This window comes from Streptomyces sp. NPDC101165, assembly GCF_044768135.1.
Taxonomy (GTDB): Bacteria; Actinomycetota; Actinomycetes; order Streptomycetales; family Streptomycetaceae; genus Streptomyces.
The window spans coordinates 20,579-45,691 of the sequence record NZ_JBIWPG010000025.1 but is presented as its reverse complement, the minus strand read 5'-3'; the positions used below and the strand labels follow the sequence as shown (position 1 = coordinate 45,691).

Annotated in this window: 21 protein-coding genes; 12 read left to right on the top strand and 9 right to left on the bottom strand. The window is 71.5% G+C overall.

Translation table 11 applies throughout. The features are described from left to right. Positions 1-18 precede the first annotated feature (18 nt). The 5 genes from ACIRVH_RS38850 to ACIRVH_RS38830 all read left to right on the top strand — a co-directional run bounded on the left by ACIRVH_RS38850 (position 19) and on the right by ACIRVH_RS38830 (position 7,181). Complete coding sequence (locus ACIRVH_RS38850; protein ID WP_403963939.1) at positions 19-1,332, top strand: flavin monoamine oxidase family protein; 1,314 nt, start codon at positions 19-21, stop codon at positions 1,330-1,332. Further along, the gene (locus ACIRVH_RS38845; protein WP_403963936.1) at positions 1,325-2,746 is read left to right on the top strand and encodes an aminobutyraldehyde dehydrogenase; all 1,422 of its coding nucleotides are present in this window, start codon (positions 1,325-1,327) and stop codon (positions 2,744-2,746) included. The genes ACIRVH_RS38850 and ACIRVH_RS38845 overlap by 8 nt, the downstream gene beginning before the upstream one ends. A gap of 156 nt (positions 2,747-2,902) precedes the next feature. After that, positions 2,903-3,103, top strand: a complete 201-nt coding sequence (locus ACIRVH_RS38840; RefSeq protein ID WP_145884020.1) for a DUF6229 family protein — start codon at positions 2,903-2,905, stop codon at positions 3,101-3,103. Between the two features lie 97 nt (positions 3,104-3,200). Beyond that, complete coding sequence (locus ACIRVH_RS38835; RefSeq protein ID WP_403963933.1) at positions 3,201-6,023, top strand: type 2 lanthipeptide synthetase LanM family protein; 2,823 nt, start codon at positions 3,201-3,203, stop codon at positions 6,021-6,023. Positions 6,024-6,239: 216 nt separating this feature from the next. Then, entirely contained in the window at positions 6,240-7,181 is a 942-nt protein-coding gene (locus ACIRVH_RS38830) for an Ig-like domain-containing protein (RefSeq protein WP_403964198.1), read from the top strand. 119 nt (positions 7,182-7,300) lie between these two features. On the opposite strand, the gene ACIRVH_RS38825 is transcribed toward ACIRVH_RS38830, so the two are convergent. The 4 genes from ACIRVH_RS38825 to ACIRVH_RS38810 form a co-directional block, all read right to left on the bottom strand. Further along, a complete protein-coding gene (locus ACIRVH_RS38825; protein WP_403963930.1) occupies positions 7,301-7,885 on the bottom strand; it encodes a DUF6434 domain-containing protein in 585 nt (194 codons plus the stop codon). A 35-nt stretch (positions 7,886-7,920) separates the two neighbouring features. Further along, a complete protein-coding gene (locus ACIRVH_RS38820; protein WP_403963927.1) occupies positions 7,921-8,865 on the bottom strand; it encodes a CU044_5270 family protein in 945 nt (314 codons plus the stop codon). Further along, positions 8,858-9,505: an RNA polymerase sigma factor gene (locus ACIRVH_RS38815; protein ID WP_403963925.1), complete on the bottom strand. Its 648-nt coding sequence runs from the start codon at positions 9,503-9,505 to the stop codon at positions 8,858-8,860. The genes ACIRVH_RS38820 and ACIRVH_RS38815 overlap by 8 nt, the downstream gene beginning before the upstream one ends. 116 nt (positions 9,506-9,621) lie before the next feature. Next, on the bottom strand, positions 9,622-11,337 hold the full coding sequence (locus tag ACIRVH_RS38810) for a protein kinase (protein WP_403963922.1): 1,716 nt from the start codon (positions 11,335-11,337) through the stop codon (positions 9,622-9,624). 211 nt (positions 11,338-11,548) lie between these two features. On the opposite strand from ACIRVH_RS38810, the gene ACIRVH_RS38805 reads away from it, so the two are divergent. Continuing rightward, the gene (locus ACIRVH_RS38805) at positions 11,549-12,271 is read left to right on the top strand and encodes an FAD binding domain-containing protein (RefSeq protein WP_403963919.1); all 723 of its coding nucleotides are present in this window, start codon (positions 11,549-11,551) and stop codon (positions 12,269-12,271) included. Here ACIRVH_RS38805 and ACIRVH_RS38800 read toward each other — a convergent pair. Further along, a complete protein-coding gene (locus ACIRVH_RS38800) occupies positions 12,265-12,843 on the bottom strand; it encodes a TetR/AcrR family transcriptional regulator (RefSeq protein WP_403963916.1) in 579 nt (192 codons plus the stop codon). The genes ACIRVH_RS38805 and ACIRVH_RS38800 overlap by 7 nt on opposite strands. An 88-nt stretch (positions 12,844-12,931) precedes the next feature. Here ACIRVH_RS38800 and ACIRVH_RS38795 point away from each other — a divergent pair, with 88 nt between their 5' ends. Continuing rightward, positions 12,932-13,723 (top strand): SDR family NAD(P)-dependent oxidoreductase, encoded by a 792-nt coding sequence (locus ACIRVH_RS38795; protein WP_403963913.1) that lies wholly within the window; start codon positions 12,932-12,934, stop codon positions 13,721-13,723. A gap of 21 nt (positions 13,724-13,744) precedes the next feature. Here ACIRVH_RS38795 and ACIRVH_RS38790 read toward each other — a convergent pair whose 3' ends face one another. After that, positions 13,745-16,126 carry an FdhF/YdeP family oxidoreductase gene (locus tag ACIRVH_RS38790; protein ID WP_403963910.1) on the bottom strand — a complete coding sequence of 794 codons (2,382 nt, stop codon included), beginning with the start codon at positions 16,124-16,126 and terminating at the stop codon, positions 13,745-13,747. 80 nt (positions 16,127-16,206) lie between these two features. Here ACIRVH_RS38790 and ACIRVH_RS38785 point away from each other — a divergent pair, with 80 nt between their 5' ends. Continuing rightward, the gene (locus ACIRVH_RS38785) at positions 16,207-16,677 is read left to right on the top strand and encodes a GreA/GreB family elongation factor (RefSeq protein ID WP_403963907.1); all 471 of its coding nucleotides are present in this window, start codon (positions 16,207-16,209) and stop codon (positions 16,675-16,677) included. Positions 16,678-16,694: 17 nt separating this feature from the next. On the opposite strand, the gene ACIRVH_RS38780 is transcribed toward ACIRVH_RS38785, so the two are convergent. Together ACIRVH_RS38780 and ACIRVH_RS38775 are read right to left on the bottom strand one after the other, a co-directional pair. Further along, positions 16,695-17,663, bottom strand: coding sequence for a Dyp-type peroxidase (locus ACIRVH_RS38780; RefSeq protein WP_403963905.1), 969 nt, complete (start codon positions 17,661-17,663; stop codon positions 16,695-16,697). 32 nt (positions 17,664-17,695) lie between these two features. Next, a complete protein-coding gene (locus tag ACIRVH_RS38775) occupies positions 17,696-18,328 on the bottom strand; it encodes a DUF1345 domain-containing protein (protein ID WP_403963902.1) in 633 nt (210 codons plus the stop codon). A gap of 126 nt (positions 18,329-18,454) precedes the next feature. On the opposite strand from ACIRVH_RS38775, the gene ACIRVH_RS38770 reads away from it, so the two are divergent. The 3 genes from ACIRVH_RS38770 to ACIRVH_RS38760 all read left to right on the top strand — a co-directional run bounded on the left by ACIRVH_RS38770 (position 18,455) and on the right by ACIRVH_RS38760 (position 22,142). Continuing rightward, on the top strand, positions 18,455-20,245 hold the full coding sequence (locus ACIRVH_RS38770; RefSeq protein WP_403963900.1) for an FUSC family protein: 1,791 nt from the start codon (positions 18,455-18,457) through the stop codon (positions 20,243-20,245). Positions 20,246-20,383: 138 nt separating this feature from the next. After that, positions 20,384-21,070 carry an aquaporin gene (locus ACIRVH_RS38765; protein ID WP_403963897.1) on the top strand — a complete coding sequence of 229 codons (687 nt, stop codon included), beginning with the start codon at positions 20,384-20,386 and terminating at the stop codon, positions 21,068-21,070. Between the two features lie 124 nt (positions 21,071-21,194). Next, entirely contained in the window at positions 21,195-22,142 is a 948-nt protein-coding gene (locus ACIRVH_RS38760; RefSeq protein ID WP_403963894.1) for a RimK family alpha-L-glutamate ligase, read from the top strand. 62 nt (positions 22,143-22,204) lie between these two features. On the opposite strand, the gene ACIRVH_RS38755 is transcribed toward ACIRVH_RS38760, so the two are convergent. Next, positions 22,205-23,698 (bottom strand): long-chain fatty acid--CoA ligase, encoded by a 1,494-nt coding sequence (locus ACIRVH_RS38755; RefSeq protein ID WP_403963892.1) that lies wholly within the window; start codon positions 23,696-23,698, stop codon positions 22,205-22,207. A 149-nt stretch (positions 23,699-23,847) separates the two neighbouring features. On the opposite strand from ACIRVH_RS38755, the gene ACIRVH_RS38750 reads away from it, so the two are divergent. Then, complete coding sequence (locus ACIRVH_RS38750; protein ID WP_403963890.1) at positions 23,848-25,032, top strand: PucR family transcriptional regulator; 1,185 nt, start codon at positions 23,848-23,850, stop codon at positions 25,030-25,032. The last annotated feature ends 81 nt before the right edge of the window (positions 25,033-25,113 follow it).

The following is a 25,113-nucleotide window of genomic DNA, read 5'->3' as shown; positions in this document are numbered from 1 at the left end:
CTCACGAAAGCGAAGCTGATGCATCACGACGTGATCGTGCTCGGTGCGGGTCTGGCCGGGCTCGCCGCCGCCCGGGACCTGGCGGCCGCCGGCACCGACGTGCTCGTCCTGGAGGCCCGGGACCGCGTCGGCGGCCGGGTCGAGCAGACCCGCACGCCCGACGGCCGTACCGTCCAGCTGGGCGGCGAAGTGGTCGGCCATGCCCACACCGGGTACCTGCAACTCGCCAAGGAACTCGGCCTGGAGCTGGTCGCCAGCTACGTCGCCGAACCCGGCCGTATCACCCGTTCCACACCCGAGGGTCTGTCGGCCGGCGACCCACCGCACCTGTTCGGCCCCGGTGACATGGCCCAACACGAGCAACTCGGGAAGGAGTTCAGCGAACTCGCCGCCACGGTCGACCCCGACGACCCCTGGTCGCACCCGGAGGCGACCGCCCTCGACCGGCTGTCCGTGGCCGACTGGCTGCGCTCCCGCCACGCCGCACCCGCCGTGGTGCGGCTGTGGGACATAGGCCAACTGGCCCTGGCGGGAGGATCGTACGAGCGCATCTCGCTGCTGGCGGCGCTGCGCAAGTGCGCTGCCGTCCCCGGTACGGGCGACTACGACTACGAGAACTGGGAGGGACTGCGACTGGCGGAAGGGTCGGCCACTCTGGCCGAGGTCATGGGCCGCGAGCTGGGGCCGCGCATCCGCCTCGGCTCGCCCGTCGCCGCGCTGGACATACGCCCCGGCCACTGTGCCGTACGCCTCGTCACCGGCGAAGTCCTCACCGCGGCGGCCGTGGTGAGTGCCCTGCCGGTGGGCCCCCTCCGGTCGGTCGCCGTCACCGGTGTGAGCGACGCCCGCCTGGCCTCGCTGCACCGGCAACGACACGCGATGGCCGCGAAGTTCGCCGCCGTGTACGACCGTCCCTTCTGGCGCGCCGACGGGCTCAACGGCCTGTCCGAGAGCGAGGGGGTCCTGGGCAGCACCTGGCCGCAGAACGAGGGCGTGCTGTCGGCGCTGATCCCGCCCGAGCGCTACGGCGTCCTGCTCGGCACCCCACCTCATCTGCGCACGCCCGAGTTGCTCGCCGAGATGGCCGCGATGTTCGGCGACGAGGCGCTGCGGCCGACCGCCTGCCATCTGCGGCTGTGGGGCACCGACCCGTGGACCCAGGGCTACGTCACCCAGTGGCCGCCGGGCGAGGTCATGGCGGTCGGCCCGCTGCACGGCACACACGAGCCGCCGTTCTACGTCTGCGGCTCCGACCAGTGGGTCGCCGGATACATGGAGGGCGCCGTCCGCACCGGGCGCAACGCCGCGGAGGAGGCGCTGCGCCGTGGCTGACAACGCCCGTCTCAACCACATCGACGGCAAGGAGGTACCGGCCGCCTCCGGTGCCACCCTGCCGCTGATCGACCCGGCCACCGGACTCCCCCACGGCACGGCCCCGCTCTCCGGCCCCGAGGACGTGGACGCGGCCTGCCGGGCGGCCGAGCAGGCCCTTCCCGGCTGGTCGGCCACGACTCCGGCGCAGCGGCAGAGCGCACTGCTGCGCATCGCCGACGCCCTGGAACGGGAGGCGGACGCGCTGGCGAGCGCCGAGGTGACCGACACCGGCAAGCCGCGCGCTCTGTTCCTGGCGGACGAACTGCCCGCGATCGTCGACGTGTTGCGGTACTTCGCCGGGGCCGCCCGGAATCTGCCGGGCGCCGCCGCGGCCGAGTACACGCCGGGCCGTACCTCCGTCCTGCGCCGCGAACCGGTCGGCGTGTGCGCGCAGATCACCCCGTGGAACTACCCGCTGATGATGGCCGTCTGGAAGGTCGCCCCCGCGCTGGCCGCCGGCAACACCGTCGTCCTGAAACCGTCCGACACCACGCCGTCGTCGGCCACGCTCCTCGCCCGGCTGGCCGCCGCGCATCTGCCGCCCGGGGTGCTCAACGTGGTGTGCGGCGACCGCGACACCGGGCGCGCCCTCGTGGCCCACCCGGACGTGCGGCTCGTCGCCGTCACCGGCAGCGTCCGCGCCGGACAGGAGATCGCCGCGGCGGCGGCCGCCGACCTCAAGCGGCTGCATCTCGAACTCGGCGGCAACGCACCGGTATTGGTGCACGACGACGCCGATCTCGGCGACGCGGTCGAGCAGTTGTCGTCGCTGGCCTTCTACAACGCGGGGCAGGACTGCACGGCCGCCACCCGGATCCTCGTCCACCATCGTGTGTACGAGACCTTCGTGGACGCCTTCGCCGACCGGGCCGCACGGCTGCTGCCCGGCGGCCCGGACGACGAGCGCGCCGACTTCGGTCCGCTCGCGAACGCCGCCCAACTCGCCTCCGTGCGCGGCCTGCTGGAGCGGCTCCCGGAGCATGCCGAGGTCGTCACCGGTGGCCGGGCCCTGGACCGCCCGGGCTACTTCCACCAGGCCACGGTGGTCGCCGGAGTCCGGCAGGAGGACGAGATCGTGCGGAGCGAGGTGTTCGGCCCGGTCGTCACCGTCCAGCCCTTCAGCGAGGAGTCCGAGGCCTTGCATATGGCGAACGCCGTTCCGCAGGGGCTGGCCGCGAGTGTCTGGACCCGCGACCACGACCGGGCCATGCGCGCGAGCCGCGCACTGCACACCGGTATCGTCTGGGTCAACACCCATGGCACGACAGTCTCGGAGATGCCGCACGGCGGTGTGCGCCACTCCGGTTACGGCAGCGACCTCTCTCTGACCGGCCTGCTCGACTACACACAGGTCAAGCACGTCATGTTGTGAGGGCGGACCGGCGCCTGCCGAACGCCTCAGTTTCCTACAGGAGGCATCAGGATTCCCGCACGACTGTGGCCGGATTGCGCATCTGACGGGTGTTCGAACGTGGCGATACTCAGGGCTGGGCAATCCGCCCCAAACTCCCGCCTTCGGAGGCCACCGATGCCCCAGACCAGTGTTCAGACCGCGGCCGTGCTCGAAGCCTGGCTGTCGGGTGCCGAGAGCGCCTACGGCCAGCTCAACCCCGCCGGGCCGCTCTACGTCGGCGGCGCCGCCGCGGAGGCCGCGCTCACCGACCCGAGCGACTCCCTGTACGGCTTCTGTTCCAGCCCGAGCGGGTCGCACGGCAGCTGGTGCTGCTGATCGTCCACGGTGCCTTCGGGCCCCGACCGGGGAACTGCGCGCTGCTCGCGCGGTTCCCCGCGTCTCGTTCGGTGAGCTGGAAGAGGGAGGGTGGAAGGTGAGCGGATCGGCGCCGGACGGCGTGGACGAGTCCGAGTGGTTCGCCGGGCCCGTACGGAGCATCGCGCGGCCGTGGCGGGACGAGTTGGCAGGGCGCCTTGCGGCCGTGACCGCCCTGGACCGGAACGAGCGGGACGTGGTGCTGGAGGCCGGTCACACCACCCTGCTCAGGTCGTTGCACGCCAAACTCTCCCGTCTCTTCCTGGTCGAACTGCACGCGCTGCGCCTGGCCGGGGGCGGCGGTCCGGACGCCGAGGGCCCGGCGGACACAAGGACGTGGGCCGCGTTCGTCGAGCAGGCCAGTGCGGAGGGCTATCTCGACAAGCTGGCCGACCGGTACCCGTGTGTCGGCCGGCGGATCGCTGCCGTGGCGCGGATGTCGGTCGCGGCCACGGCCGGGTTCGCGGAGCGGCTCGCCGCGGACCGGGCCCTGCTGCACCCGCTGCTCGGGGCACCCGCGGGGCCGGTGCACGCCCTGACGTTCGGGGCGGGCGACAGCCACCGGGGCGGTCTGACGGTGAGCCGGGTCGACTTCGCAGGCGGGAGCGTCATGTACAAGCCCCGGCCGTCCGAGGCCGACGTGGCTCTGGGCGCACTTCTGGACGAGCTGTTCTCGGACTTCCCCGGCGCCCCGACGCCGGACGAACGGATCCGCGTGCCGCGGACGTTGGCGCGCGAGGGCTACGGCTGGGCCGAGTTCGTCCACCACCGGTACTGCGCGAACGACGCCGAACTGGCCGCGTTCTACCGCAACATGGGGCACTGGCTGGCCGTGCTGCGCTTCACCGGCGGCACCGACATGCATGCCGAGAACATGATCGCCGCCGGCCCGGTGCCGGTGATCGTGGACGCCGAGACGCTCTTCGACTCCCCCGCGCCGTTCCCGCCGAGTGGCCGGGGTGACGCGGTGGACGTGGCAGCTGCGGCCATCCGCCGGACGGTACTGCGCACCGGGCTGCTGCCCGTGCGGGGCACCGGGTTCGCGCTCGGCGGAGTGGACATCTCCGGGGTGGGGGCCCTGCCCGGGCAGCAGCCGCTGATCCCGAACCCGGTGATCGCGGACGGCGGCACCGCGGCGGCCCGCTTCCAGGTGGACCTGGTGGCGATGCCCACCGCGGGCAACCACCCGAGCCCGACCCCCGTGCTGAGCGCGTACTGGGACCGGATCCTGGCCGGTTTCCGCGAGATGACCGCGCATCTGCGCCGGCCCGGCATGGATCCGTACCGTCTGCTGGCCCGCTTCGAAGGCGCCCGGGCACGCCGGATCCTGCGGCCGACCCAGGCGTACGTCGACATCGGCCGCATGCTGTGGCATCCCGCGTCGTTGCACGACGAGGCGTCGGCCGTGGAGCGGGCCCGGGACATCCTGCGGCGCAACGCCGAGGTGCTGCCCGGTGCGCCGACCGAGCGCAAGGCTGTCGACGGCGAGATCACGGACCTCCTGGCCGGCGACGTGCCGATGTTCGGCTTCACCGTGGACACGGCCGCCGTACGGAACACGGTCGAGGACTGGCGCACGGCCGACTTCGCGCTGGAGGAGTCGGTGATCCAGGACGCGCTGGTGGGCGCGTACCTGAACGAGCGTTCGCTGCCGGCACGGGTGCAGGCCGCCGCCCACGAGCCGCACGCCCGTGACCGGGAGCGGCGCCGTCGGGAGCTGGCCGCGCGGATGGTGCGGCGGCTGTGCGACGGGGCGGTGCCCGGCGAGGACGGTACGGCGACCTGGATCAGCCCGGTCTTCACCCCCGCGGGATGGTCCATCAGGGTGCTGCCCGCCGACCTCTACACCGGGCAGGGCGGGGTGGTGCTGACGCTCGCGGAGTACGCGGCCGAGGTGCGGGCCGGGCGGGCGGACGAGGTGCCCGGCGTCAACGCGACGTTCGACGGCGCGCTGCGCGTGCTGATGAGCACCGAGGACCGGACGCCGACACCGTCACCCGGGGCGTTCAGCGGCGCTGCGTCGCAGGTGTGGACGTGGCTGGCGTTGCACCGGGTGCTCGGTGAGAGCCGGCTGCTGGAGCGGGCCGCCGCGAGGGCGGTGCTGCTGGAGGGCCGACTGGTCGAGGACGACGTCGAGGTGGATCTCCTCAACGGAGCGGCCGGCGGCATCGTCCCGCTGCTCAACCTGGCCGCGGCGACCGGGCAGGACCGCTGGCTCGCCGCGGCGGCGCACATCGGCCGCCGGCTGACCGGGCTGGCCACGGTGGACGCGAGCGGTGCCCGCTGGACGACCCGGCTCAATCCGGAGGGCATCGGCGGCTTCGCCCACGGCGCCACCGGCATCGGCTGGGCGCTGGCCCGGCTCGCCCTGAGCGACGCCGGTTCCGCGGCCGAGCGCCGCGACTGGGCCCACCTCGCCGGTCTGGCCTTCGCCTACCAGGAGTCCCTCTACCAACCGGACCACGGCAACTGGCTCGACGTCCGCATCGGCGCCGAGGAGGACTTCTTCACCAGCTGGTGTCACGGCAGCGCGGGGGTCGGGATCGGCATGCTCGACCTGCACCGGCGCACCGGCGATCCGGCGCACCTCGACATGGCCCGCCGCGCCGCACAGGCCTGCGCGGCCGAGGGCTTCGGCTGGAGCCACACGCTGTGCCACGGCGACCTCGGCCTCTGGCAGTTCCTCACGTCCATGAACGTCGGCGACCCCTCCGACCTGGACGGCGAGATCCTCACCGGCCTCGAACAACGCGGCCCGGTCGGCGGCCTGGCCCGGGAGGCGTTCTCCCCCAGCCTCATGTCGGGTCTCTCAGGAGTCGTCCACACGCTCCTGCGGATGCACGGTTCGGTGTCCTTGCCGGATCCCCTGGTCCTCGACTGACCCGGGGGCAGGCATGGACCAGGGCCGGCGCCTTCCTCCCCGACCCGGCGGTGCGCGTCGAGTTTTGGGACACGCTTTACACGACACGTGCAACTGAGGCCCAGGTCTACTCTGTCTGACAGGGAGTCGGGCCCGTCAGGGCCGAAGAGCGAGAGAGCGGGGCGGGGCGTGGGACGGCGCAAGGGCAGCATAGGGATCGCACTTGTCACGGGTGCGATGCTGGTGGGCGTGACTGCCTGCGGCGGCGGGGGCGGCAGCGACAAGGCCGGTGGGGACGACGCGAAGGCGTCGGGCAAGCCGAGCGCGAGCGCCTCTCCGTCGCCGAAGAAGCCCGCGGGCCCGCCGATGCTGCTGGAGACGATCACCCCGCAGACGGGCACCACGGTCGGTGTGGCCATGCCGATCTCGGTGGTGTTCACGAACCCGGTGGCGGCGAAGGCACGGGCCGCGGTCGAGAAGCACATGAAGGTGAGCGCCTCGCAGCCGGTGGCCGGCGCCTGGCACTGGTTCGGTGACAGGCGCGCGGACTGGCGCCCGAAGTCGTACTGGCCCTCCGGCACGACGGTGAAGGTCGACGCCGACATGCAGGGCGTCAGCAACGGCAACGGACGCTACGGCGTGCGCGCCTACACGCACACCTTCAAGGTCGGCGACGACGTGCGCGCGGACGTCTCGGTGACCGGCCACACCATGAAGGTGAGCCGCAACGGCAAGGCGGTGCGCACCCTGTCGATCAACGCGGGCAGCCCTCAGTACCCGACGTGGAACGGCACCATGGCCGTCATCGACAAGCAGGAGAAGGTCCACATGACCTCCTGCAGCGTCGGCATCAGCTGCGACAAGGGCAGCCCGAACTACTACGACCTGACGCTGCCCTGGGACGTCCACCTGACCCAGTCCGGCACGTACGTGCACTTCTCGACCGGCGACCCCAACCCGGGCAGCGGCAGCGCCCGCGGCTCGCACGGCTGCGTCCACCTGTCCATGTCGGACGCCAAGTGGTTCTACGGCCAGGTCAAGCAGGGCGACCCCGTCACCATCACCGGCTCGACCCGTGCCAAGGCCTCGCCCGACAACGGCTACGCGGACTTCAACCTGGGATGGGACGAGTGGCTCGCGGGCAGCGCGTCCGGCGAAGGGTCGACCGCGACCCTGTGACGCGCTGCGGTGGCGTCGCGATCGGCACTCGATGATGCCGACCGCGACGCCACTGCCGTACGTGCCCTTCGGGCGACCGGCAACGGCTGAATCCGTCCTCGCCCGACGTGCGTGTGCCGTCAGCCGCCGCTGGGGGGCTTGGGGAGTGCGCGGTGGGCGTACCAGGCTTCGAGAGCCTGGGCGCGGGTGCCGGCCGGGTTCTCGCGGTGCCAGGCGCTGGTGAAGCGGTTGAACTCGAACTGCTCCTCGATCTCGCGGGGCCGGGCCGCGTCCGGGCGGGTGGCGTGCCAGTGGGTGACCGCGTCCGCCAGGGTCCGGCCAGGACTCTGAGCGATGAAGTCGCGCATGAAGGCGTCGAAGTGGAAGCCGGGGCCGATCGCCTCGACGAAGTACCTCCGCAGAACCTGGCTGCACCGCTGGCCGGTCGGGATCACGGTGTCGCCGTCGACGGGCTCGGCCAACTGCGCGGTCGCCGGGCGACGGCGGGCCGGAGCGGCCGGCAGCGGCCGGCCGTCCAGCGCCGCGGCGAGCCGGGCGGTGAGCGCCGCCTTGCCGCCCTGCCGTGCGACGCCCATCGTGCGGGCGAGACCGGTGAGCTCGTCCAGCGTCCAGTACCAGCGCAGCAGCTCGGCACCGGTGAGGCCGGCCGTCAGCGGCGGCCTGGACTCGACAGCTGTCGTACTGGTGTTCCCGTTCCCGTTCATGCCCGTCATTCTGCCGGACCGAGTCCCACGGGTGCTCAGCCGTGCTGACCGATACGGTCGACCACCTGGATGTCCTGCAGACTCCTGGTCTCGTAGTAGTAGTTGACCTGCTTCCACTCGCCGTGCACCTTCTTCGGGCTGCTCCCCCTCGTACGCAGGCCCAAGTAGTCGTACGTCTTGCGGTCGAAGAGGAAGGTCCACTCCATCGTGGGGTACGACACTCCGACGGCGGTCCGGCCGGCCACGTCCACGTCGTCGTAGTCCAGGCGGATCCGGGGAAGCTTCGCCAGCGCTTCGAAGGCGGCGGCCTGCAGGCCGGGGGGCATCACACGCGGCCCCATGAGCAGCATGCATCCTTCGAAGAACGCGTACTTGTCGTTGTCGGGCGAGCTCGGCTGGCCCATCCTGAACCGGGCGAGGAGGTTGTCGGGGTCCGTCGGTATGGCCTTGAGCTTGGAGTAGATGGTGGGGGGCCAGCGCACTTCGTGCTTGCCGAGCGGCGGATCGTGGTGGATCTTCCCGTGCTCCTGACGCAGGGAGGGCTTGGATCCGTCCACCGACATCCAGCTCTCGTCGGTCCACGTCCTGGTCTTCCCGCCCTCGACCGGCGTCTGCGTGATGTAGGTCCTGGTGTAGAAGTACTGGTCGTTGCGCGGAACGGGCAGATCGTTCCCAGCGGCGCGTGACCTGTCAGCGGCCTTCTGCAGCACCTCCGTTGCGCCGATCGCGCCCAGACGGGGCTTGTGGTCGTCCTTGGCGTCCTGGGCCACCACGACGGTGACGCCCACCGCCGCCGCGGTCACGCCGACGAGCGCGGTACGGAACACGAGTCGCCGGCTCGGTGCGCGTCCACGGGATGCGCCACTGCGGGACTCCTCGACCATGGCGGCTCCGAGGCGGGCCCGGGCGGCGACTCGGGCGGCGTCGGACAGCCCGCGCTCGTCGGCTTCCCATCCGCGCACCATCGTCAGTTCATCCATGATCCGTCTCCTTCTGAGGCGCGGTCGAGGTGGTGAGATCCGCTGCGCCCAGTGCCCGCCGCAGCTTGGTGCGGGCCCTGTGCAGGCGGGAGCGCACGGTGCCGACGGGCACGCCCAGGGCCTGCGCGGCCTCCGTGTAGTCGAGTTCTCCCCAGGCGATCACCAGCAGCACGTCCCGGTACCGGGCGGGCAGCGCGGCGAGAGCGCCGGCCAGCGTGCCGTGCGTCCCGCCGGCGCTGAGCTTCTCGGTGATCCCGTCCTCGGGACCTTCGAGACCCCGGTCCGCGGACAGTGACGCCATGCGCGACAGTGCCCGCAGTCGGCGCGCCTCGTCCCTGCGGTGACGGCCGATCAGGTTGGTGGCTATCCCGTACAGCCAGGGCCGAGCGTGCGCGTGCGACAGGTCGTAGCGCCGACGGCGCTGGAACGCGATCACGAACGTCTCCGCCATCAGGTCGTCGGCGGTGTCGGAGCCCAGACGTCGTGCGATGTAGCGGTGGATGTCGTCGGCGTGGCGGTCGAAGATCAGGGCGAACGCGTCGGGCGTCCGCCAGGACCGTTCGATCACCGAGCCGTCGGAGTCCCCGACCGCGTCCGTCGCCGTGGTGAGTGCGGCAGCGGTGCCCGGCAGGAGCGTCACGTCTCACCTCTGTGGTTCATCTCGTATCCCTCGAAAGCCGTGTCGTGGTCACCTCCTGTTCGTCGATGCCGGCTTTCGAGTTCCACCCTGCCAGGTGACCTGACTCACATGCCGCGTCAGCCGTCGTTGGGCATCACCTTGGTGACCTTGCCCTGGGTGTTCGCCTGGAGGTAGCCGGTCTGGCCGTAGGCGTTGGTGAGGTAGACGGACATCCCGGCGGGGTCGCCGAAGGGGTTGCCCGGAAGGATCACCGTCAGGTAGCGGGTCGTGACGTGATCGACCTTCAGTTTCCGCTCGGCTTCGGCCAGCAGGGCCGGGACCTTGTCCCAGTCGAAGTCGTCCAGGCTGACGGGCTTCTCTTCGCCGTCCAGCGTGTCGCTGATGATGCCCTTCTGGACGCCCTGGCCGGGGCGATAGGTGTACGAGTCCTTCTTGGTGTCGCTGCCCTTCACCATCAGGTCGGCGGAGACGTACTCCGGATACACGACGAAGGACCCGAACCGGGTCCGTCCGGTCTGCTGCTTGAACGCGCTGATGGCGGTGCGGATGCCGGCCGGAGTCAGCAGGTTCCCCTTCGTGCTCGCCGTCCCGCCGGTCGACTCCTTCGCCGACGGCGTGACGTCCGTGGCGCTCGAGCCGCCGCCCGTCGGCGGCTTGCTGGTGGAGTTGCCGGACGGGGTGGAACCGGATGCCTTCGAGTCTCCGTCGGGGAGCCCCGCCCAGACGAGGACCCCGGCGAGCGCCACTCCGGCGACGGGCAGGCCCACCACCTTCCAGCGCCTGCCACGGTCCGGCCGCACCAGGACGGTGGGGGACGCCGGACGCGCGTCCTGCGGGCCCTGGAACGTCGTCGGGGCCGCAGGAGCGGCGTACGGCCCCCCGGACATCGCGGGCGCGGGGCCGAAGCCCGTGGGTGCCGTGGCGGGCCCGGGAACGTACGGTGCCGACGGGGGGTGCAGTTGGTAGGAGGTGGGCGACTCGGGCTCGCGGGCGACGTCGGTCAGCATCCGGTCGAGTTGCTCGGCATCGGGCCGCGCCGCGGGGTCCCGGACGAGGACCCGCGTCAGGACGTCCTGCAGCGGACCGGCGTTGACCGGCGGCGGGATCTCCTCGCTGAGGACGGCTGCCAGAGTGGCGAGTGTCGTGCCGCGGCGCAGCGGGTGGTGGCCCTCCACGGCCGTGTAGAGCATCATCGCCAGCGACCACAGGTCCGAGGCGGGACCGCCGTCCTTGCCGGAGACACGTTCGGGCGCCATGTAGTCGGGGGTGCCGATGACCGACCCGGTGGCCGTGAGGGAGGTCGCCTCACGGATCGCCGCGATGCCGAAGTCCGTCAGCACCGGACGGCCGTCGGGACGCAGCAGGACGTTGGCCGGTTTCACGTCGCGGTGCTGGATGCCCACCTGGTGCGCGGCGCGCAGCGCGGCCAGCACCTCACGTCCGATCCGTGCCGCTTCCTGGGGGGACATCGTCCCGCGGGCCAGACGGTCGGCCAGGGAGCCGCCGGTGACGAGTTCCATGACGATCCAGGGGTAGGTACCCGGACCTCCGTCGACCACATGATGGATGGTCACCACATTGGGGTGATCGATACGCGCCAGCGCGCGTGCTTCCCGCAGGACCCGCTCGCGCAGCATCCCGGCGGCTTCCGGATCGTACTCGGCGAGGTCGGGATCGGGCGGCCGGACCTCCTTGACGGCCACGCTCCGATGCAGCACCAGGTCCGTCGCACGCCAGACCATGCCCATACCGCCACCGCCGAGCCGTGTTTCCAGCTCGAACCGCCCGTCGACAACCCGTCTACCGCTGTTGTCGCTGCCCTCACCGTTCATGCGCGCGAGCTTAGCGGGAGCCGGGATGCCTCCTTCGCCGCAGGGGGGCACTCACCGGTGCCTGTGCGGCGGGGGTTTCGACGACGCCCGGCATGCTCGTGTGAGCCCTGTGTGCGCCCCGCATCGTGCGACAAGAATGCGCCATGCCTGTGGGCGGGTGACCGGTTCACGGCCCCGCTGCTCAACTACCCAGAAAGGCAGGTCGGCTGCGATGCTGTTGCGACTGCCCAGCTCCGTGTCCGATGCGCGGGAGTGTCTGGCCGAGGGGGCCGTGCCGATCGGCGGGGCGACGCTGCTGTGGGCCGACTGGCAGCGGGACGGCTTCCCCGAACTGGCCATGTCGCTGCGCAGCCTCCCGGAGGCCAACGTCATCGGGCGTGAGTCGCTGGGCGCCGCCGTCGTGCTGAACCGGATCGACGACCGGGTCCCGGACGTCATACGCCTGGCCGCCGCCTCGGTGGGGACCGGCGCCGTACGCCGGACGGCGACGGTCGGCGGCAATCTCGTGGGCAGCACACTGCGTTGCCTGCTGCCGGCGGCGCTCGTCCTGGACGCGCGGGCGTCCGTGCTGGGACCCGAGGGTGTTCAGGAGATCGACCTGTCCGAGGCGACGGCCAAGCGTCCGCTGCTGCTGAGCATCCACTGGCGTGAGCCCGTCGCCACCGCCTACCGCAAACTGCCGGCCGAAGCGGGCGGAGCGCCGCCGCTCGTCGTCGCCACGGCCCTGCACACCGACGTCGGCGGGCAGAAGCTCCTGCGAGTCGCCGTGCGCGACGGATACGACGTGGTCAGCGCCAGTGCCACGGGCGACACCGGCAGCGAGGACGCGCTCGGCGCGCTGCGGTGGACAGCGCTGGGTGATCTCCCGCCCACCGCTTGGGACATCATCGGCGAACAGGCCACGCAACTGATGGGGCCTGCCGCCGGTCACTGAGCGGGCGGACAGCCTCGCGCGAGCAGCAGGAGGGCGTCGACCAGGTCCTCGGCGGGGCTGCCGGTGGCCAGACGCCGTAGTTGCAGCCCCATCACCACGGCGACCGTGGTGGCCGCGAGGCGTTCCGCGTCCGGCACACCCAGGGCGGTGAGGATCTGGGTGGCGAGCCGGTCGTAGGCGCGGAACGCCTCCGCCGCCGCCTCGCGCAGTCGCTCGTCGCGCCCGGCCTGGATGTACAGCTCGAACGGCGCGAGATGGGCGCTGTCCAGTGCCGTGCCGCACGCGACCTGCCCGGCCAGGGACGCCGCGTCCTCGATGTCGATGCCCTCGGTCTGGCACTGGTCGGCCAGTTCGGTGAAGTACCGGGCCTCCTCGCGCACGAAGTACAGCAGGCTCTCCCGCAGCAGATCGTGCTGGGTCTCGAAGTGGTACGTGACCGAGCCGAGTGACACTCCGGCTTCCTTGGCGATCCGCCGGTTGGTGACCGCCGCGACCCCGCCTTCGCCGATGATCTGCAGGACGGCTGTGATGATGCGCTGGCGCGTCGTGGCGGCGGGAGCGTCGTTCGGCATGTCCTGCATTCTTCCATCCACGTCCGGGTGGACAGTCCCTCACACCCTCTCTATTGTTCGTTCGAACGAACAGTACGGGAGGGTAGTCGTGCACATTGCTGGGGCAACTGTTCTGCTGACCGGGGTCACGGGCGGCATCGGCGGCGCGATCGCTGCGGAGGTGTCCGCTCGCGGTGCGGATCTCATACTCACCGGCCGACGGCGCGAGGCGCTGGAGCCCCTCGCCGAACGCTACGGCGCGCGTACGATCCTGGCCGATCTCGGTGACGCCGACGATGTGGTGCGCCTCGCCGAGGAGGCTGCCGGTACCGACATCCTCATCGCCAACGCCGCGCTGCCCTCCAGCGGTGACGTGCTCGACTACACGCCGGAGCAGATCGACCGGGCGCTCGCGGTGAACCTGCGCGCGCCCGCGATGCTCGCGCGGTTGCTCGCTCCCGCCATGGTGACCGCCGGGCGCGGGCACATCTGCTTCGTCGGGTCGCTGTCGGGAATGGCGGCCACCAAGTCGTCGTCCATGTACAACGCGACGAAGTTCGGGCTCCGCGGCTTCTCGCTGGCCTTCCGCCAGGATCTGCACGGCACGGGCGTCGGTGTCTCGATCGTCCAGCCCGGATTCGTACGCGACTTGGGGATGTTCGCGAGCACGGGCTCGCCGACGCCCGGCGGGGTGCGGACCGTCGCGCCGGAGCAGGTCGTCAAGGGCGTGACCCGCGCGATCGAGCGCAATGTCGCCGAAGTCAACGTGGCACCGCTCGAGTTGAAGTTCCTCACCAAGATCGCCTCGCAGTTCCCGGGCTTCGCGGAGCGGGTGCAGCGGCTGGCCGGGGCGGAGCAGACCGTCGACACGATCGTGGCGTCCCAGAAGTCGAGCCGGTGAGCCGCTGAGGCTGCCGCGCGCTCAGGCCGCGGGTGTGATCGTGACCTTGACGTGTTTCATCAGGGGCTGGTCGCTCTGCGTGCTGTAGTCGCCGAGCGCGCACAGCACGTTCATCTCCGGCATGCAGCCGGCCGCGCAGCCACGGGGGATGTCGTAGGGGATGGCGAGGAATCCGTCGAGGTGACGGTGGCTGCCGTCCTTGGCGGTGCTGGTGATGTCGACCGGGTCGAACTCGGAGATGCCGCGTTCGCGCATGTCGTCCTCGTTCATGAAGACGAGCGTGCGCAGGTTCTTGACGCCCCGGTAGCGGTCGTTGTCGGAGTAGATGGTCGTGTTCCACTGGTCGTGCGAGCGCATGGTGCCCAGGGCCAGGGTGCCCGGGGCGGGGACGACGTCGGGCAGCGGGGCGGCGGAGAACTCGGCGCGTCCCGAAGGAGTGAGGAAGACCAGTTCACGGGCGGGCTGCTTGCTGCGGAAGCCGAGCGGCAGGCGCACGCGCCGGTTGCAGTCCTCGAACCCGTCGAGCACCTGGGCCATGGTGTCGCGGATGCGGTCGTAGTCCTCGACGTACCACTCCCAGGGGGTGTCGCTGTCCGGGAGGGCGGCGCGGGCCATTCCCGCGATGACGGCGGGCTCGGACAGCAGGTGCTTCGAGGCGGGGCGCTTCATGCCGACCGAGAGGTGGACCATGCTCATCGAGTCCTCGACCGACATGGCCTGGAGGCCGCCCCGCTGCTGGTCCTTCTCGGTCCGGCCCAGGCACGGCAGGATCAGCGCCTGCCGGCCGTGGACCAGGTGGCTGCGGTTCAGCTTGGTGCTCACCTGGGCCGTGAGGTCGCAGGAGCGCAGCGCCTCGTAGGTGTACGGGGTGTCGGGCGCGGCGAGGGCGAAGTTGCCGCCCATGCCCACGAACACCTTCACGTCACCGCGGTGCATGGCCTGGATGGTGCCCACCGTGTCCAGGCCGTGCTCGCGGGGCGGGTCGATCCCGCAGATCCCGGCCAGACGGTCCAGGAACTCCTCGGTGGGCCGGTGGTCGATGCCGCAGGTCCGGTTGCCCTGGACGTTGCTGTGTCCGCGCACCGGTGACGGACCGGCGCCCTCGCGGCCCAGATTGCCGCGCAGCAGAAGGAGGTTGACGATCTCGCGGACGGTGTCGACGCCGTGCTCGTGCTGGCTGACGCCGAGGCACCAGCTGAAGATGGAGCGGTCGGCGTCAGCCAGCACGAGCACGGCCTTGAGGATGTCGTCGCGGCTGAGCCCGGACTGGTGCTCGATCTCCGCCCAGGGGGTCGCCTCGCACAGGTCCCGGTACTCGTCGAAGTAGGCCGTGTGACGGTCGACGAAGTCCTGGTCCACCGCCTTGGGGTCGGTCCTGGCCTGCTCCAGGACCGCCTTGGCCATGCCGCGCAGCAGCGCCATGTCGCCGCCGACGCGCGGCTGCAGGTTCAGGGTGCTGGTCCGGGTCGTCTTGAAGAGGGCCATGTCCGTGAAGTCGTGCGGCACGATGGTGCGCGTGGCGGCGGCTTCGACCAGCGGATTGACGTGCACGATCTGGGCGCCGCGGCGGTATGCCTCGGAGAGGGCGGTGAGCATCCTGGGCGCGTTGGAGGCCGCGTTGACGCCCATGATGAACAGGGCGTCGGTGGTCTCCCAGTCCTTGAGGTCGACGGTCCCCTTGCCGGTGCCCAGGGACGCCTGCAGCGCGCGGCCACTGGCCTCGTGGCACATGTTGGAGCAGTCGGGCAGGTTGTTCGTGCCCAGTTCGCGGGCCATCAACTGGTACAGGAAGGTGGCCTCGTTGCCGAGGCGGCCGGAGGTGTAGAACGACGCCTGGTTCGGGTCGTCCAGCTCGCGCAGGACGCGGCCGACCAGCTCGAAGGCGTCGCGCCAGCGGATCGGGACGTAGTGGTCCGACTCGGGGTCGTAGACCATCGGCTCGGTCAGCCGCCCCTGGTCCTCCAGGTCGAAGTCGCTCCAGCCGAACAGCTCCGTGACCGAGTGTGCGGCGAAGAAGTCGCGGCCGACCCGCTTGCCGGTCATCTCCCAGGTGACGTGCTTGATGCCGTTCTCGCAGATGTCCAGATGGAGCCCTTTGGTGTCGTCGGGCCACGCGCACCCCGGGCAGTCGAACCCGTCGCCCTCGTGGTTCATCCGCATGATCGCCCGCGGCCCGTCCACCAGCGCGCCCTCGCGCATCAGCACCCGGCTCACGCTCTTGGCGGCGCCCCAGCCGGCGGCCGGGTGGTGGTACGGGTGGAACTCCGGCTCCTCCTTGGGGGCGGGACCCACCCGGGACTCCCGGCGCTTCTGGTCGTGCTCGGAGATGGCCACGGCTCTCACCCCTTCGGCACACGGAGGCCGGCGGTCGTCGCTGTTCCCGAGGCTATGCCGGGGGATCATCCGCAGCACCTCGACTAACATGACCGAAAATTCACATTTTCGGTCAGTTCATTCCTCTCCACCACGTCCGAGGAGCACACATGGCCAGCGAACCCGAGCCGATCAATGAGGCGGCCCGTCAGGCACTCGAAGAGGAACTCGCCGAAGTCCGCAGCGAACGCGATGCCGTGGCGGCGACTCTGCGGGACAGTGACACGGTCGGCGACCTCGCCGACGGGGCCGACGAACTGCAGCGCGCCGGCGAGCTGGATCGCCTGGACGCCCGTATCTCCGAGATCACCACGCGACTGCGGCAGGCGGCCGACGCGGGCCCGCCCCCCGCCGATGTGGTCGGGGTCGGCAGCACGGTCACCGTGCGCTTCGAGGACGGCACGGAGGACACGTTCCAGATCGGCGCGATGGCGGACGTGCTGGACCCCGCGCTGATCACGGCCGACAGTCCGCTCGGGCACGCGCTGCTCGGCCACCGGGCCGGAGACTCGGTGAGCTACCGCGCGCCCGAGGGACAGCTGACCGCAGTGGTGGTGTCCCTCGGCGGGGCACAAGGCTGACCCGGAGCCGTTCGGGCTCAGCCGGGAGCGGCGGGCGGGTCGTCGAGGAACGTGACGGTCGGTACGTGGAACAGGCACCCGGTCATCGCGGTCGAGTAGTCGAGGATGCGGTCGTGCGCGGCTCGGCCGTCGCCGAGGAACATGTGCCTCAGCATCTGTTCGGTGACGTCCGGGGTACGTGCGTAGCCGATGAAGTACGTGCCGAACTCGCCCTTGCCGAGGTTGCCGAACGGCATGTTCTCCCGGATGATCTTGCGCTCGTCGCCGTGCTCGTCGGTGATGGTGTTGAGCGCCACGTGGGAGTCGGCGGGCTTGATGTCGTCGGGGAGTTCGACGTTGGCGAGTTTCGTCCGCCCGATGACCTTCTCCTGTTCGTCCGAGGACAGGGCGTTCCATGCCGTCATGTCGTGCAGGTACTTCTGCACGATCACATAGCTGCCCCCGGTGAAGTCGGGGTCCTCGTCGCCGACGAACACCTCGTCGGCCGCGACCGCCCCTTCGGCGTTCTCGCTTCCGTCGACGAACCCGAGCAGGTCGCGCTCGTCGAAGTACTTGAAGGCCTGGACCTCGTCCACCACCGTGACCGCGTCGCTCAGCCGCTCCAGGATCAGCCGGGCCAGTTCGAAACACAGGTCCATGCGGCGGGCTCGCACATGGAAGAGGAGGTCTCCCGGGGTGGCCGGGGCACGGTGGCGGGCGCCGCGCAGTTCCACGAACGGGTGCAGTTCCCGTGGGCGCGGTCCGCCGAAGAGCCGGTCCCAGGCCTCCGATCCGATGCCGACGACACAGGTGAGCCGGTCGTCGGGTGCGCGGAAGGCGACCGAGCGGCGCAGGCCCGAGACGTCCTGCAGCAGGTCGCGGACGGCCTCCTCGTGGCCCGGCTCGATCGTGACCACGAGGAAGACGGTGGCTCTGGCGGGTTCGACGATCACGGCCTGTGACTCGGGCACGAACCGGCCTCCTCCTGAGTTGGCTGCTCGTCCCATCCTGCTGTGTCCGACGTGAAAGCGCGAGGACGTCAGCCGGTGACGAGTCCCGCGACGAGGTTGATGGCGGTGGCGAGAATGCTGGTGCCGAAGACGTACGACAGGAGGGTGTGCCGCAGCACGATCGCGCGGATGTTCGTACTCGAGACGGAGGTGTCGGACACCTGGTAGGTCATGCCGAGGTTGTAGCTGAAGTAGAAGAAGTCGCGGTACGCGGGCCGCTGGTCGGAGTTGAAGTCGATCCCGCTGTCGGCGGTGTAGTAGACGTAGGCGTAGCGGGTGGCGTACATCAGGTGCAGTGCGGCCCAGGCCATGAACACCCCGAAGAGTGCGAGCGCGGCGCCGACATGGCCGGTGTCGGAGGCGCCGAGCAGGAGCAGCAGCACGATCGCGACCAGTCCGCACGAAGCGACCGCCACGACCGCGAGTTCCTCCCCGAGGGGCCGGATGTTCTCACGTCGGGCGTTGCGGTGGGTGGCCGCGGCGTCCATGGGCCACAGCACCGCCCAGCCCGCCACCACGAAGGCCAGCTCCGTCGCGGCGATCCCGGCCAGCGCACCCAGCAGCGCCCTGGCCGTCAGCCCGACGACGGCGCCGGCCAGGGCTCCGAGCGCCACCGAACCGGCCAGCCGGGGCACGGCGTCCAGCGGCAACCAGTTGCTCATGCGCCACCAGGGTAGTTCCGTCGCCGCCGGCCGGCCCGCCGGAGTGCGCCGCCTCGGGCAGGCCGTGGCGGGTCCGGGCCGCATGCCGGCCGCGCACCCGGCCGGAGCACGGGGTATACACCGAGCATGCCGGGTTTGCGCCGATTCTCCCTTCCCGTGCGCGGGCACGGCCGGTGGAGCCCGGTCGCCGGCGCGGGGCGTGCGCTCTCCCCGCGCGGCGCGCTGACCCTGCACGAGGTGGACGGAGCGCTTCTGTTCGCCGTGCGGGCCGCCCTGGCCATGGGCCTGGTCGCCGTACCGATCGTGATGGCGGGACGGCCCGATCTCGCGGTCTACGCCATGCTGGGGTCCTTCACCACCACGTTCGGCCGCAATCTGCCCTACGCCCGGCGCGCCCGGGTCCTCGCGGTGGTGGCCGCGGCCATGACGGCGTGCGTGGGCTGTGGGTCGGCGCTCGCGGTGTGGGCCCGCCCCGGGGAGTCGACGGCCGGTGCCGCCGTGGTGGCGGTGGCGACGGCCCTGGTCGCGGGCGCGGCCAAGTACGTCTGCGATGCCACGCGGCTCGGCGGGCTCGGCGCGGTGCTGCTCCTGTTCTCGTTCGCCGTGGCGGCCAACGCCTCCCCCACGTGGGCCGACGTGCTTCCCTACACGGCGCTGGCGGCGGCCGGAGCCGCGCTCGCGTGGCTGTTGGCGGTCTCAGGCCGGTTCGTGCATCCCGAACGACCGCAGCGTCTGGCGGTGGCCATGGCTCTGCGCCGGCTCGCCGAGGTGCTGGAGGCGTCCGCCGCATCGGGGAACATACCGCGGCGGACCCGGCACGGGGCCACTGTTGCCGTCCTGCACGCGTACCAGTGCCTCGGCTCTCCGCCACCGGCCCGGACGCGGCGCGCCGGGCCGGGCCCCGACGCGGTCTTCCTGCGCCTGACCGACCTGTCCTGGACCCTGCTGGTCGGCTCCCCCCGGTGTGCCCCCGGCGACCCCGCGACGACGGCCGTGCACCGGCGCCGGCAGGCCACCCTCCTCACCGACCGGCGCCGCCGGACCCCCGCCGTGCTGCGGGAGCTGCCGTTCCTTCCCACGGCGTCGCCGTCGCCGGAGAACCGGGACGACGGGGCCGGACGCACGATCGAGTCGGCCGCGGCGCGGGGCGATGCCGCCGCGCTGCGTGCCACGGAGCTGCTGATCGGGCGCCCGGGTGGCCCCGACCGCCTCGCCGTCCTGGCTGTTCCCGCGCTGCGGATGGCCCTCGGCACCGGTGTGGCGGGCGTGTTGGCCGTCCTGCTGCACCTGGAGCACGGCTACTGGGCGGCGATCTCGGCCGCCGCCGTCCTGCATTCGGTCAACCTGCGCACGACGGCCCAGCGTGCCGTGCAGCGCACCCTGGGCACGTGCGTCGGACTGCTGATCGCGCTCGGTGTGCTGGCCGCGCGACCGGAACCCATGACGCTCGCTCTGGTGATCGTGGCCCTGGAGTTCCTGCTGGAGTTCCTGGTGGTCCGCAACTATGGCCTGGGCGTCGTCTTCCTGACGCCGATGGCGCTGCTGCTGAGCGACCTGGCGGCGCCCGCACCGGCCGGTGCGCTGGTCCTCGATCGGGTGCTGGGCAGCATCCTGGGGATCGGCACGGGGCTGCTGTGCGCGCTGCTGGTGGTGCACGACCGGGCCGCGGTGCGGGTGGAGCGTGCGCTGGCCGCGTGCGTGGCGGCCGCGGACCGGGCCGAACGGTCACTGGGCCGCGCCGTCGGGCCGCCGCCCCCGCTCGTCCAGGTCCGCCTCGCGGTGGCGGTCGTGGAGCTGCGTGACGCGGACGACGCCGCCGCCGGTGAGCTGTGGCCGGCCGGGATCGACCCCGCCGAACTCGCGGCCGCGGAGAATCGTGCCTACGTTCTGCTCGACCGGCTGCATCACCACCGCTAGGGCGCTGCGCCGGCCGCGCCGTCGAGCACCGTGCAACCGACGAGAAATGCCGGGCGAGATGGGATTTTCCTCCACTGTGCCCGGGCTCGGGTGCACACCCAGACTGCCTCCCATGACCCATCGATCGCCGTGCACGGCATGACCCGTTCCCTCGCCCGCCGCGTCGCCGCCGAGGCGGTCGGTACCGGGCTGCTCGTGGTCGTGGCCGTCGGTTCCGGGATCCAGGCCACCCGGCTGTCGCAGGACGCCGGTGTGCAGTTGCTGGCCTGCTCGCTGGCCGCGGTCTTCGGCCTGGGCGTGCTCATCACGCTGCTGGGGCCGGTGTCCGGCGGGCACCTCAACCCCGCGGTCACACTGTCCGCCTGGTACGTCGGCCGCCGCCGGAGCACCGGACCGACCCTGCGGGAGGTCGCCGCGTACATACCGGCGCAGGTGGCCGGGGCGGTCGGCGGCGCGATCCTGGCCGACGCCATGTTCGCGAGGCCACTGCTGAAGCTCTCGACCCACGAGCGGTCCGCCGGACACCTGTGGCTGGGCGAGGTCGTCGCCACCGCCGGGCTGATCCTGCTCGTCCTCGGCCTGCAGCACACCGGCCGTGCCCGGCTGGTACCGGCCGCGGTGGGCGCCTACATCGGGTCCGCGTACTGGTTCACCTCCTCGACCGCCTTCGCCAACCCCGCGATGACCATCGGCCGTGTCGTCACCGACACGGCCGCCGGGATCGCCCCCGCCTCCGTGGTTCCGTTCGTCGCCGCCCAACTGCTCGGGGCCGGACTCGGAATGGGCGCAGCGACGGCGCTGTTCGGGCGATCCACGCACCCCTGACACCACGTCAGAGATGCGTTCCCCCCGCCGCGTTCCACGGTCCGTGACAGCACGATCACGGAACTGCGAGACTGGCCGCGTCGACGGCCCGCGGGCTCGGGTGACGAAGAGGTGAGGAGTCCGAGTGGTCGTACAGCACCGTGCTCTGGTGACGGTTCCGGCACCCGCCGACGTGTGGTTGCTGGTGCGGCAGCGGCCGGCCGTGCTGCGCCGGTCCACTCACGAACTGGCGGCAGCGCTGGCAGCCGCCCACGGCCCTCGCTTCGCGGTCTGGCACACCGACGAGCTGCTCTTCGGCGTCCAGGGCGGGCGGTTGGTGCTGCGTACCCTGGGCGGCGCGGATCTGCCCGCTCCTGGGGTGGTGTGCGTACGCCAGGTCGCCGGTCCCATGCACAGCGACCGCGAGGTGACCTTGCTACGGCACCTGGAGCGCATGGGCAGCACCCTGGTCAACACGGTCACCGCCCAGCTCAAGTGCCGTAACAAGGTGTGGCAGTTGCAGGAGCTCGCCCTGGCCGGGCTGCCGGTGCCCGACACACTCTCCTACGCCACCGCTCCGCTCGAAGGCGTCGTGCGCAGCCCGCGGCTGAGGACGCCGTGCGTGGTGAAGTCCGTCAACGGCGCCAAGGGTGGGCAGGTCTTCCTCGCCCCCGACCCGCACCTGCTGCGCGAGGTGGCCGGCAGTCTCACCCAGGAGGCACCGTTTCTCTTCCAGGAGCATGTGGCCCACTCGCACGGCCGTTCCCTGCGCGTGGTCGTGGTCGACGGCGAACCGGTGGGCGCCGTACTGCACACCTCCTGTAACGGCACCCTCGCGTCCAACATCGCCAAGGGCGGCTCCGCCACGCCGTGCGCGGGCCGCTATCCGCAGGCGGAGAAGCTGGCGGTGGGCGCGGCCCGTGCCCTGGGACTGGACATCGCCGGGGTGGACCTGCTGTTCACCTCCGAGGACACCTACACCATCTGCGAGGTGAACGCCGTACCTGGCTGGCGCCCGGAGATGACCGCGGTCACCCCCGCCATCGCAGCCTGCATCGCCGATCGCCTGTCCACCCGCGGCTGCGCGGGCTGATTCTCGAGCTGGGTGCCCAGCCTGAGAATCAGCCCCTGGGCCGGTCGGTTCACATGGCGCCCTCAGTGCACCGGAGCCGAGATCTCCCGCTTCAGGATCTTGCCGCTCGGGCCCATGGGCAGTGCGTCCACCAGCCACACCTGGCGGGGATACTTGTAGGCCGCCATCCGATCCCGCACGTACTCCTGGAGTTCCTCGGGGCTCGCCTCGGCTCCCGGGCGCAGGACGACCGCTGCCGCGATCTCCTCGCCGAGCCGCTCGTCCGGCACGCCGAGGACCGCCGCGAGGGCGACGGCGGGGTGCTCGTGCAGGACCTCCTCGATCTCGCGCGGGTAGACGTTGTAGCCGCCCCGGATGATCAGGTCCTTCTTGCGGTCGACGATGTACAGGTAGCCGTCCTCGTCCTGCCGGGCCAGGTCGCCGGTGCGCAGCCAGCCGTCGGGTATGGCGGCGGCGGTCTCCTCGGGGCGGTTCCAGTAACCCTTCATCAGGTTCGGTCCGCGCACCGCGAGTTCGCCGACCTCGCCCGGGTTCACGTCCCGGCCGTCGTCGTCCACCAGCCGCACCTCGACGTCCTGGATGGGGGTCCCGATGGATCCGGCCTTGCGCGGGCGGTCGGGGTGGTTGAAGGAGACGACCGGGCTGGTCTCGGACATGCCGAAGCCTTCCAGCACCATGCAGCCGAAGCGCCGCTCGAAGCCGTGCAGGATCTCCACCGGCAGGGACGCGCCGCCCGAGACGCACAGGCGCAGGGTGGACACGTCGGCCTCGCCGGCGCCCGGGTGCTGGAGCAGCGCCGCGTACATGGTGGGCACGCCCTCGAAGACGGTCGCGCGGTGACGGGCGATGGCGTCGAGGACGGTCTGCGGGTCGAACCGGGGAACGAGGACGAGCGCGGCGCCGCTGCGTACGGCGACGTTCATCGTGCAGGTCTGCCCGAAGATGTGGAACAGCGGCAGACAGCCCACGATGACGTCGTCGGTGGTCATCTGCTGCACGTTGACGACGTTGACCTGGGTGTTGTGGCGAAGTCCCGCGTGGGTGAGCGCCGCGCCCTTGGGACGGCCGGTGGTGCCGGAGGTGTAGAGCAGCACGGCGATGTCGTCCCCGGCGACGGTGGCGATCTCGTACTGCGGCTCCAGCCGTGCCAGCTCGGCGGCGAAGGCGGCGGGTTCGACGAACATGTGGCGCACGGAGGCCGCGGCCGCGCCCTGGGCGCCCTCACCGGGTGCCTGGTGCCACTCGAAGAGCAGCACGGCGCCGGAGTCGCGCAGGTGGTACTCGGTCTCCCGGGTCTTGAGCAGCGGGTTCATCGGTACGACGATGCCGCCGGCGCGCAGGATGCCGTAGTACAGGACGGCGAACTCGGGCACGTTCGGCAGCATCAGCGCGACGCGGTCGCCCGGGCGCAGTCCCTCGGTGCGCAGCAGGGCGGCGGCCTGGGCACTCAGCCGGTCCAGCTCGGCGTAGGTGGTGGTCGCCGTCCCCAGCCGCAGGGCGGCGCTCTCGGGGTGCCGGCCCGCCGTCTCCGCCAGGAATTCCGCCAGATTGGCCATGATGCCTCCTCGCACGCATGCGCGCCGGGTCCCCGCCGGCGCTCACGGCATCGTGGCGTCCGTGTCCGGAAGCGGTCCATGGCCGGGCGGACAGCTCACGTGCCCGTGGATTGTTCCGGGGAACAAAGAGCACGCCGTACGCTGCAGGAATGAGTCTCTCGGACGTGAGTGCCGCCCTACTGGGACGGCTGCCGGAACTGGGTGAGCGGATGGCGCGGCGCATCTGCGCCGAGGTCGAGTCCTACGCCGACGAGTCGCTGATCCCCTTCGCATCGCTGCGGGAGTCCTGCACGGCCAACGCCGATCAGTTGCTGGGGCGTTTCGCGCTCGACGCGGAACCCGATGTGCGGCCGGCGGAGCAGACCGGCCGTCTCCGCGCCGAGCAGGGAGTGCCGCTCGCGGACACGCTGCACGCCTATCGGATCGGGTTCGAGTTTCTCTGGTCGCAGATGGTCCACGAGGCGCAGCGGCATCCGGACGTCACGGATGCCCAGCTGGTGGCGGGTTCGTCGGATATCTGGGCGCAGTTCGGCCGTTACGCGGAGGCTGTCGCGGCGGCTTACCGGGAGGCCAGTGCCGAGTTGGCGCTGCAGCGCGAGGCACGCCGATCGGCGCTGGTCGAGGCGCTGTTCACGGGCGCGCTCGCGGACCGGACCACGCTGTGGGAGACGGCACGGCAACTCGGTCTGCCGGAGCGGGGACCCTACGCGGTCGTGGCCGCCTCCGTGCCGGATCCGGGCGGGGAGCCACTGCCCGGTATCGAGGCGGCCCTGCGCCAGACCGGTGTGCAGTCGGCGTGGCGGCTGCTGCCGGGCGAGCAGATCGGACTGCTCTCGCTGGCTCATCCGGACGCCGAGACGGTGAGCCGTGGGGCGCTGCGGCACCGTGAGGCACGGGTGGGGGTCAGCCCCCGGTTCGACTCGCTGCGCGACACACCGCAGGCGCTGCGCTTCGCCCGGCTGGCGCTGGCCGGGCTGCCGGGCGACGGGCCGGGCGTGGCCCGCTTCGACGACAGTCCGCTCGCCATGCTGGTCGCCGCCGCGCCTGCCGAGGCGGCGCGCCTGGTCGAGGTCGTCCTGGGCCCGGCGCTTGAGCTGCCGGCGCCTGAGCGGGCACGCCTCCTGGAGACGCTCGGGCACTGGTTCACGGCCGGGGGCGTCGCCGCCGAGACGGCGAACCGGCTCTTCATCCACCCGAACACGGTGCGCTATCGACTGCGGCGGATAGAGAAGCTGACGGGCCGTTCGCTCTCCGACCCCGCCGCCCTCGTCGACCTCGGCACCGCCCTGCACGCGCTGCGACTCGTTCCGCGGCCGGGCAGCAGCCGCCACTGAAAGTGCCGGGTCGGCGCGTTCGGTCGCGGCGCCAATTCACCAGCTCGAAGATTTCGGAGCCGCAAATGAGATTATCCGGAA

Bases quoted from the DNA above. Each gene is read 5' to 3' on its own strand.
- ACIRVH_RS38830 (WP_403964198.1), top strand. From the start codon at position 6,240: ATGCTGGTGGGCGTGACTGCCTGCGGCGGCGGGGGCGGCAGCGACAAG.
- ACIRVH_RS38800 (WP_403963916.1), bottom strand. From the start codon at position 12,843: ATGCCGAACGACGCTCCCGCCGCCACGACGCGCCAGCGCATCATCACA.
- ACIRVH_RS38775 (WP_403963902.1), bottom strand. From the start codon at position 18,328: ATGAGCAACTGGTTGCCGCTGGACGCCGTGCCCCGGCTGGCCGGTTCG.
- ACIRVH_RS38765 (WP_403963897.1), top strand. From the start codon at position 20,384: ATGACCCGTTCCCTCGCCCGCCGCGTCGCCGCCGAGGCGGTCGGTACC.
- ACIRVH_RS38780 (WP_403963905.1), bottom strand. From the start codon at position 17,663: ATGGGACGAGCAGCCAACTCAGGAGGAGGCCGGTTCGTGCCCGAGTCA.
- ACIRVH_RS38785 (WP_403963907.1), top strand. From the start codon at position 16,207: ATGGCCAGCGAACCCGAGCCGATCAATGAGGCGGCCCGTCAGGCACTC.
- ACIRVH_RS38820 (WP_403963927.1), bottom strand. From the start codon at position 8,865: ATGGATGAACTGACGATGGTGCGCGGATGGGAAGCCGACGAGCGCGGG.
- ACIRVH_RS38850 (WP_403963939.1), top strand. From the start codon at position 19: ATGCATCACGACGTGATCGTGCTCGGTGCGGGTCTGGCCGGGCTCGCC.
- ACIRVH_RS38810 (WP_403963922.1), bottom strand. From the start codon at position 11,337: ATGAACGGTGAGGGCAGCGACAACAGCGGTAGACGGGTTGTCGACGGG.
- ACIRVH_RS38825 (WP_403963930.1), bottom strand. From the start codon at position 7,885: ATGAACGGGAACGGGAACACCAGTACGACAGCTGTCGAGTCCAGGCCG.
- ACIRVH_RS38790 (WP_403963910.1), bottom strand. From the start codon at position 16,126: ATGATCCCCCGGCATAGCCTCGGGAACAGCGACGACCGCCGGCCTCCG.
- ACIRVH_RS38750 (WP_403963890.1), top strand. From the start codon at position 23,848: ATGAGTCTCTCGGACGTGAGTGCCGCCCTACTGGGACGGCTGCCGGAA.
- ACIRVH_RS38770 (WP_403963900.1), top strand. From the start codon at position 18,455: ATGCCGGGTTTGCGCCGATTCTCCCTTCCCGTGCGCGGGCACGGCCGG.
- ACIRVH_RS38840 (WP_145884020.1), top strand. From the start codon at position 2,903: ATGCCCCAGACCAGTGTTCAGACCGCGGCCGTGCTCGAAGCCTGGCTG.
- ACIRVH_RS38805 (WP_403963919.1), top strand. From the start codon at position 11,549: ATGCTGTTGCGACTGCCCAGCTCCGTGTCCGATGCGCGGGAGTGTCTG.
- ACIRVH_RS38755 (WP_403963892.1), bottom strand. From the start codon at position 23,698: ATGGCCAATCTGGCGGAATTCCTGGCGGAGACGGCGGGCCGGCACCCC.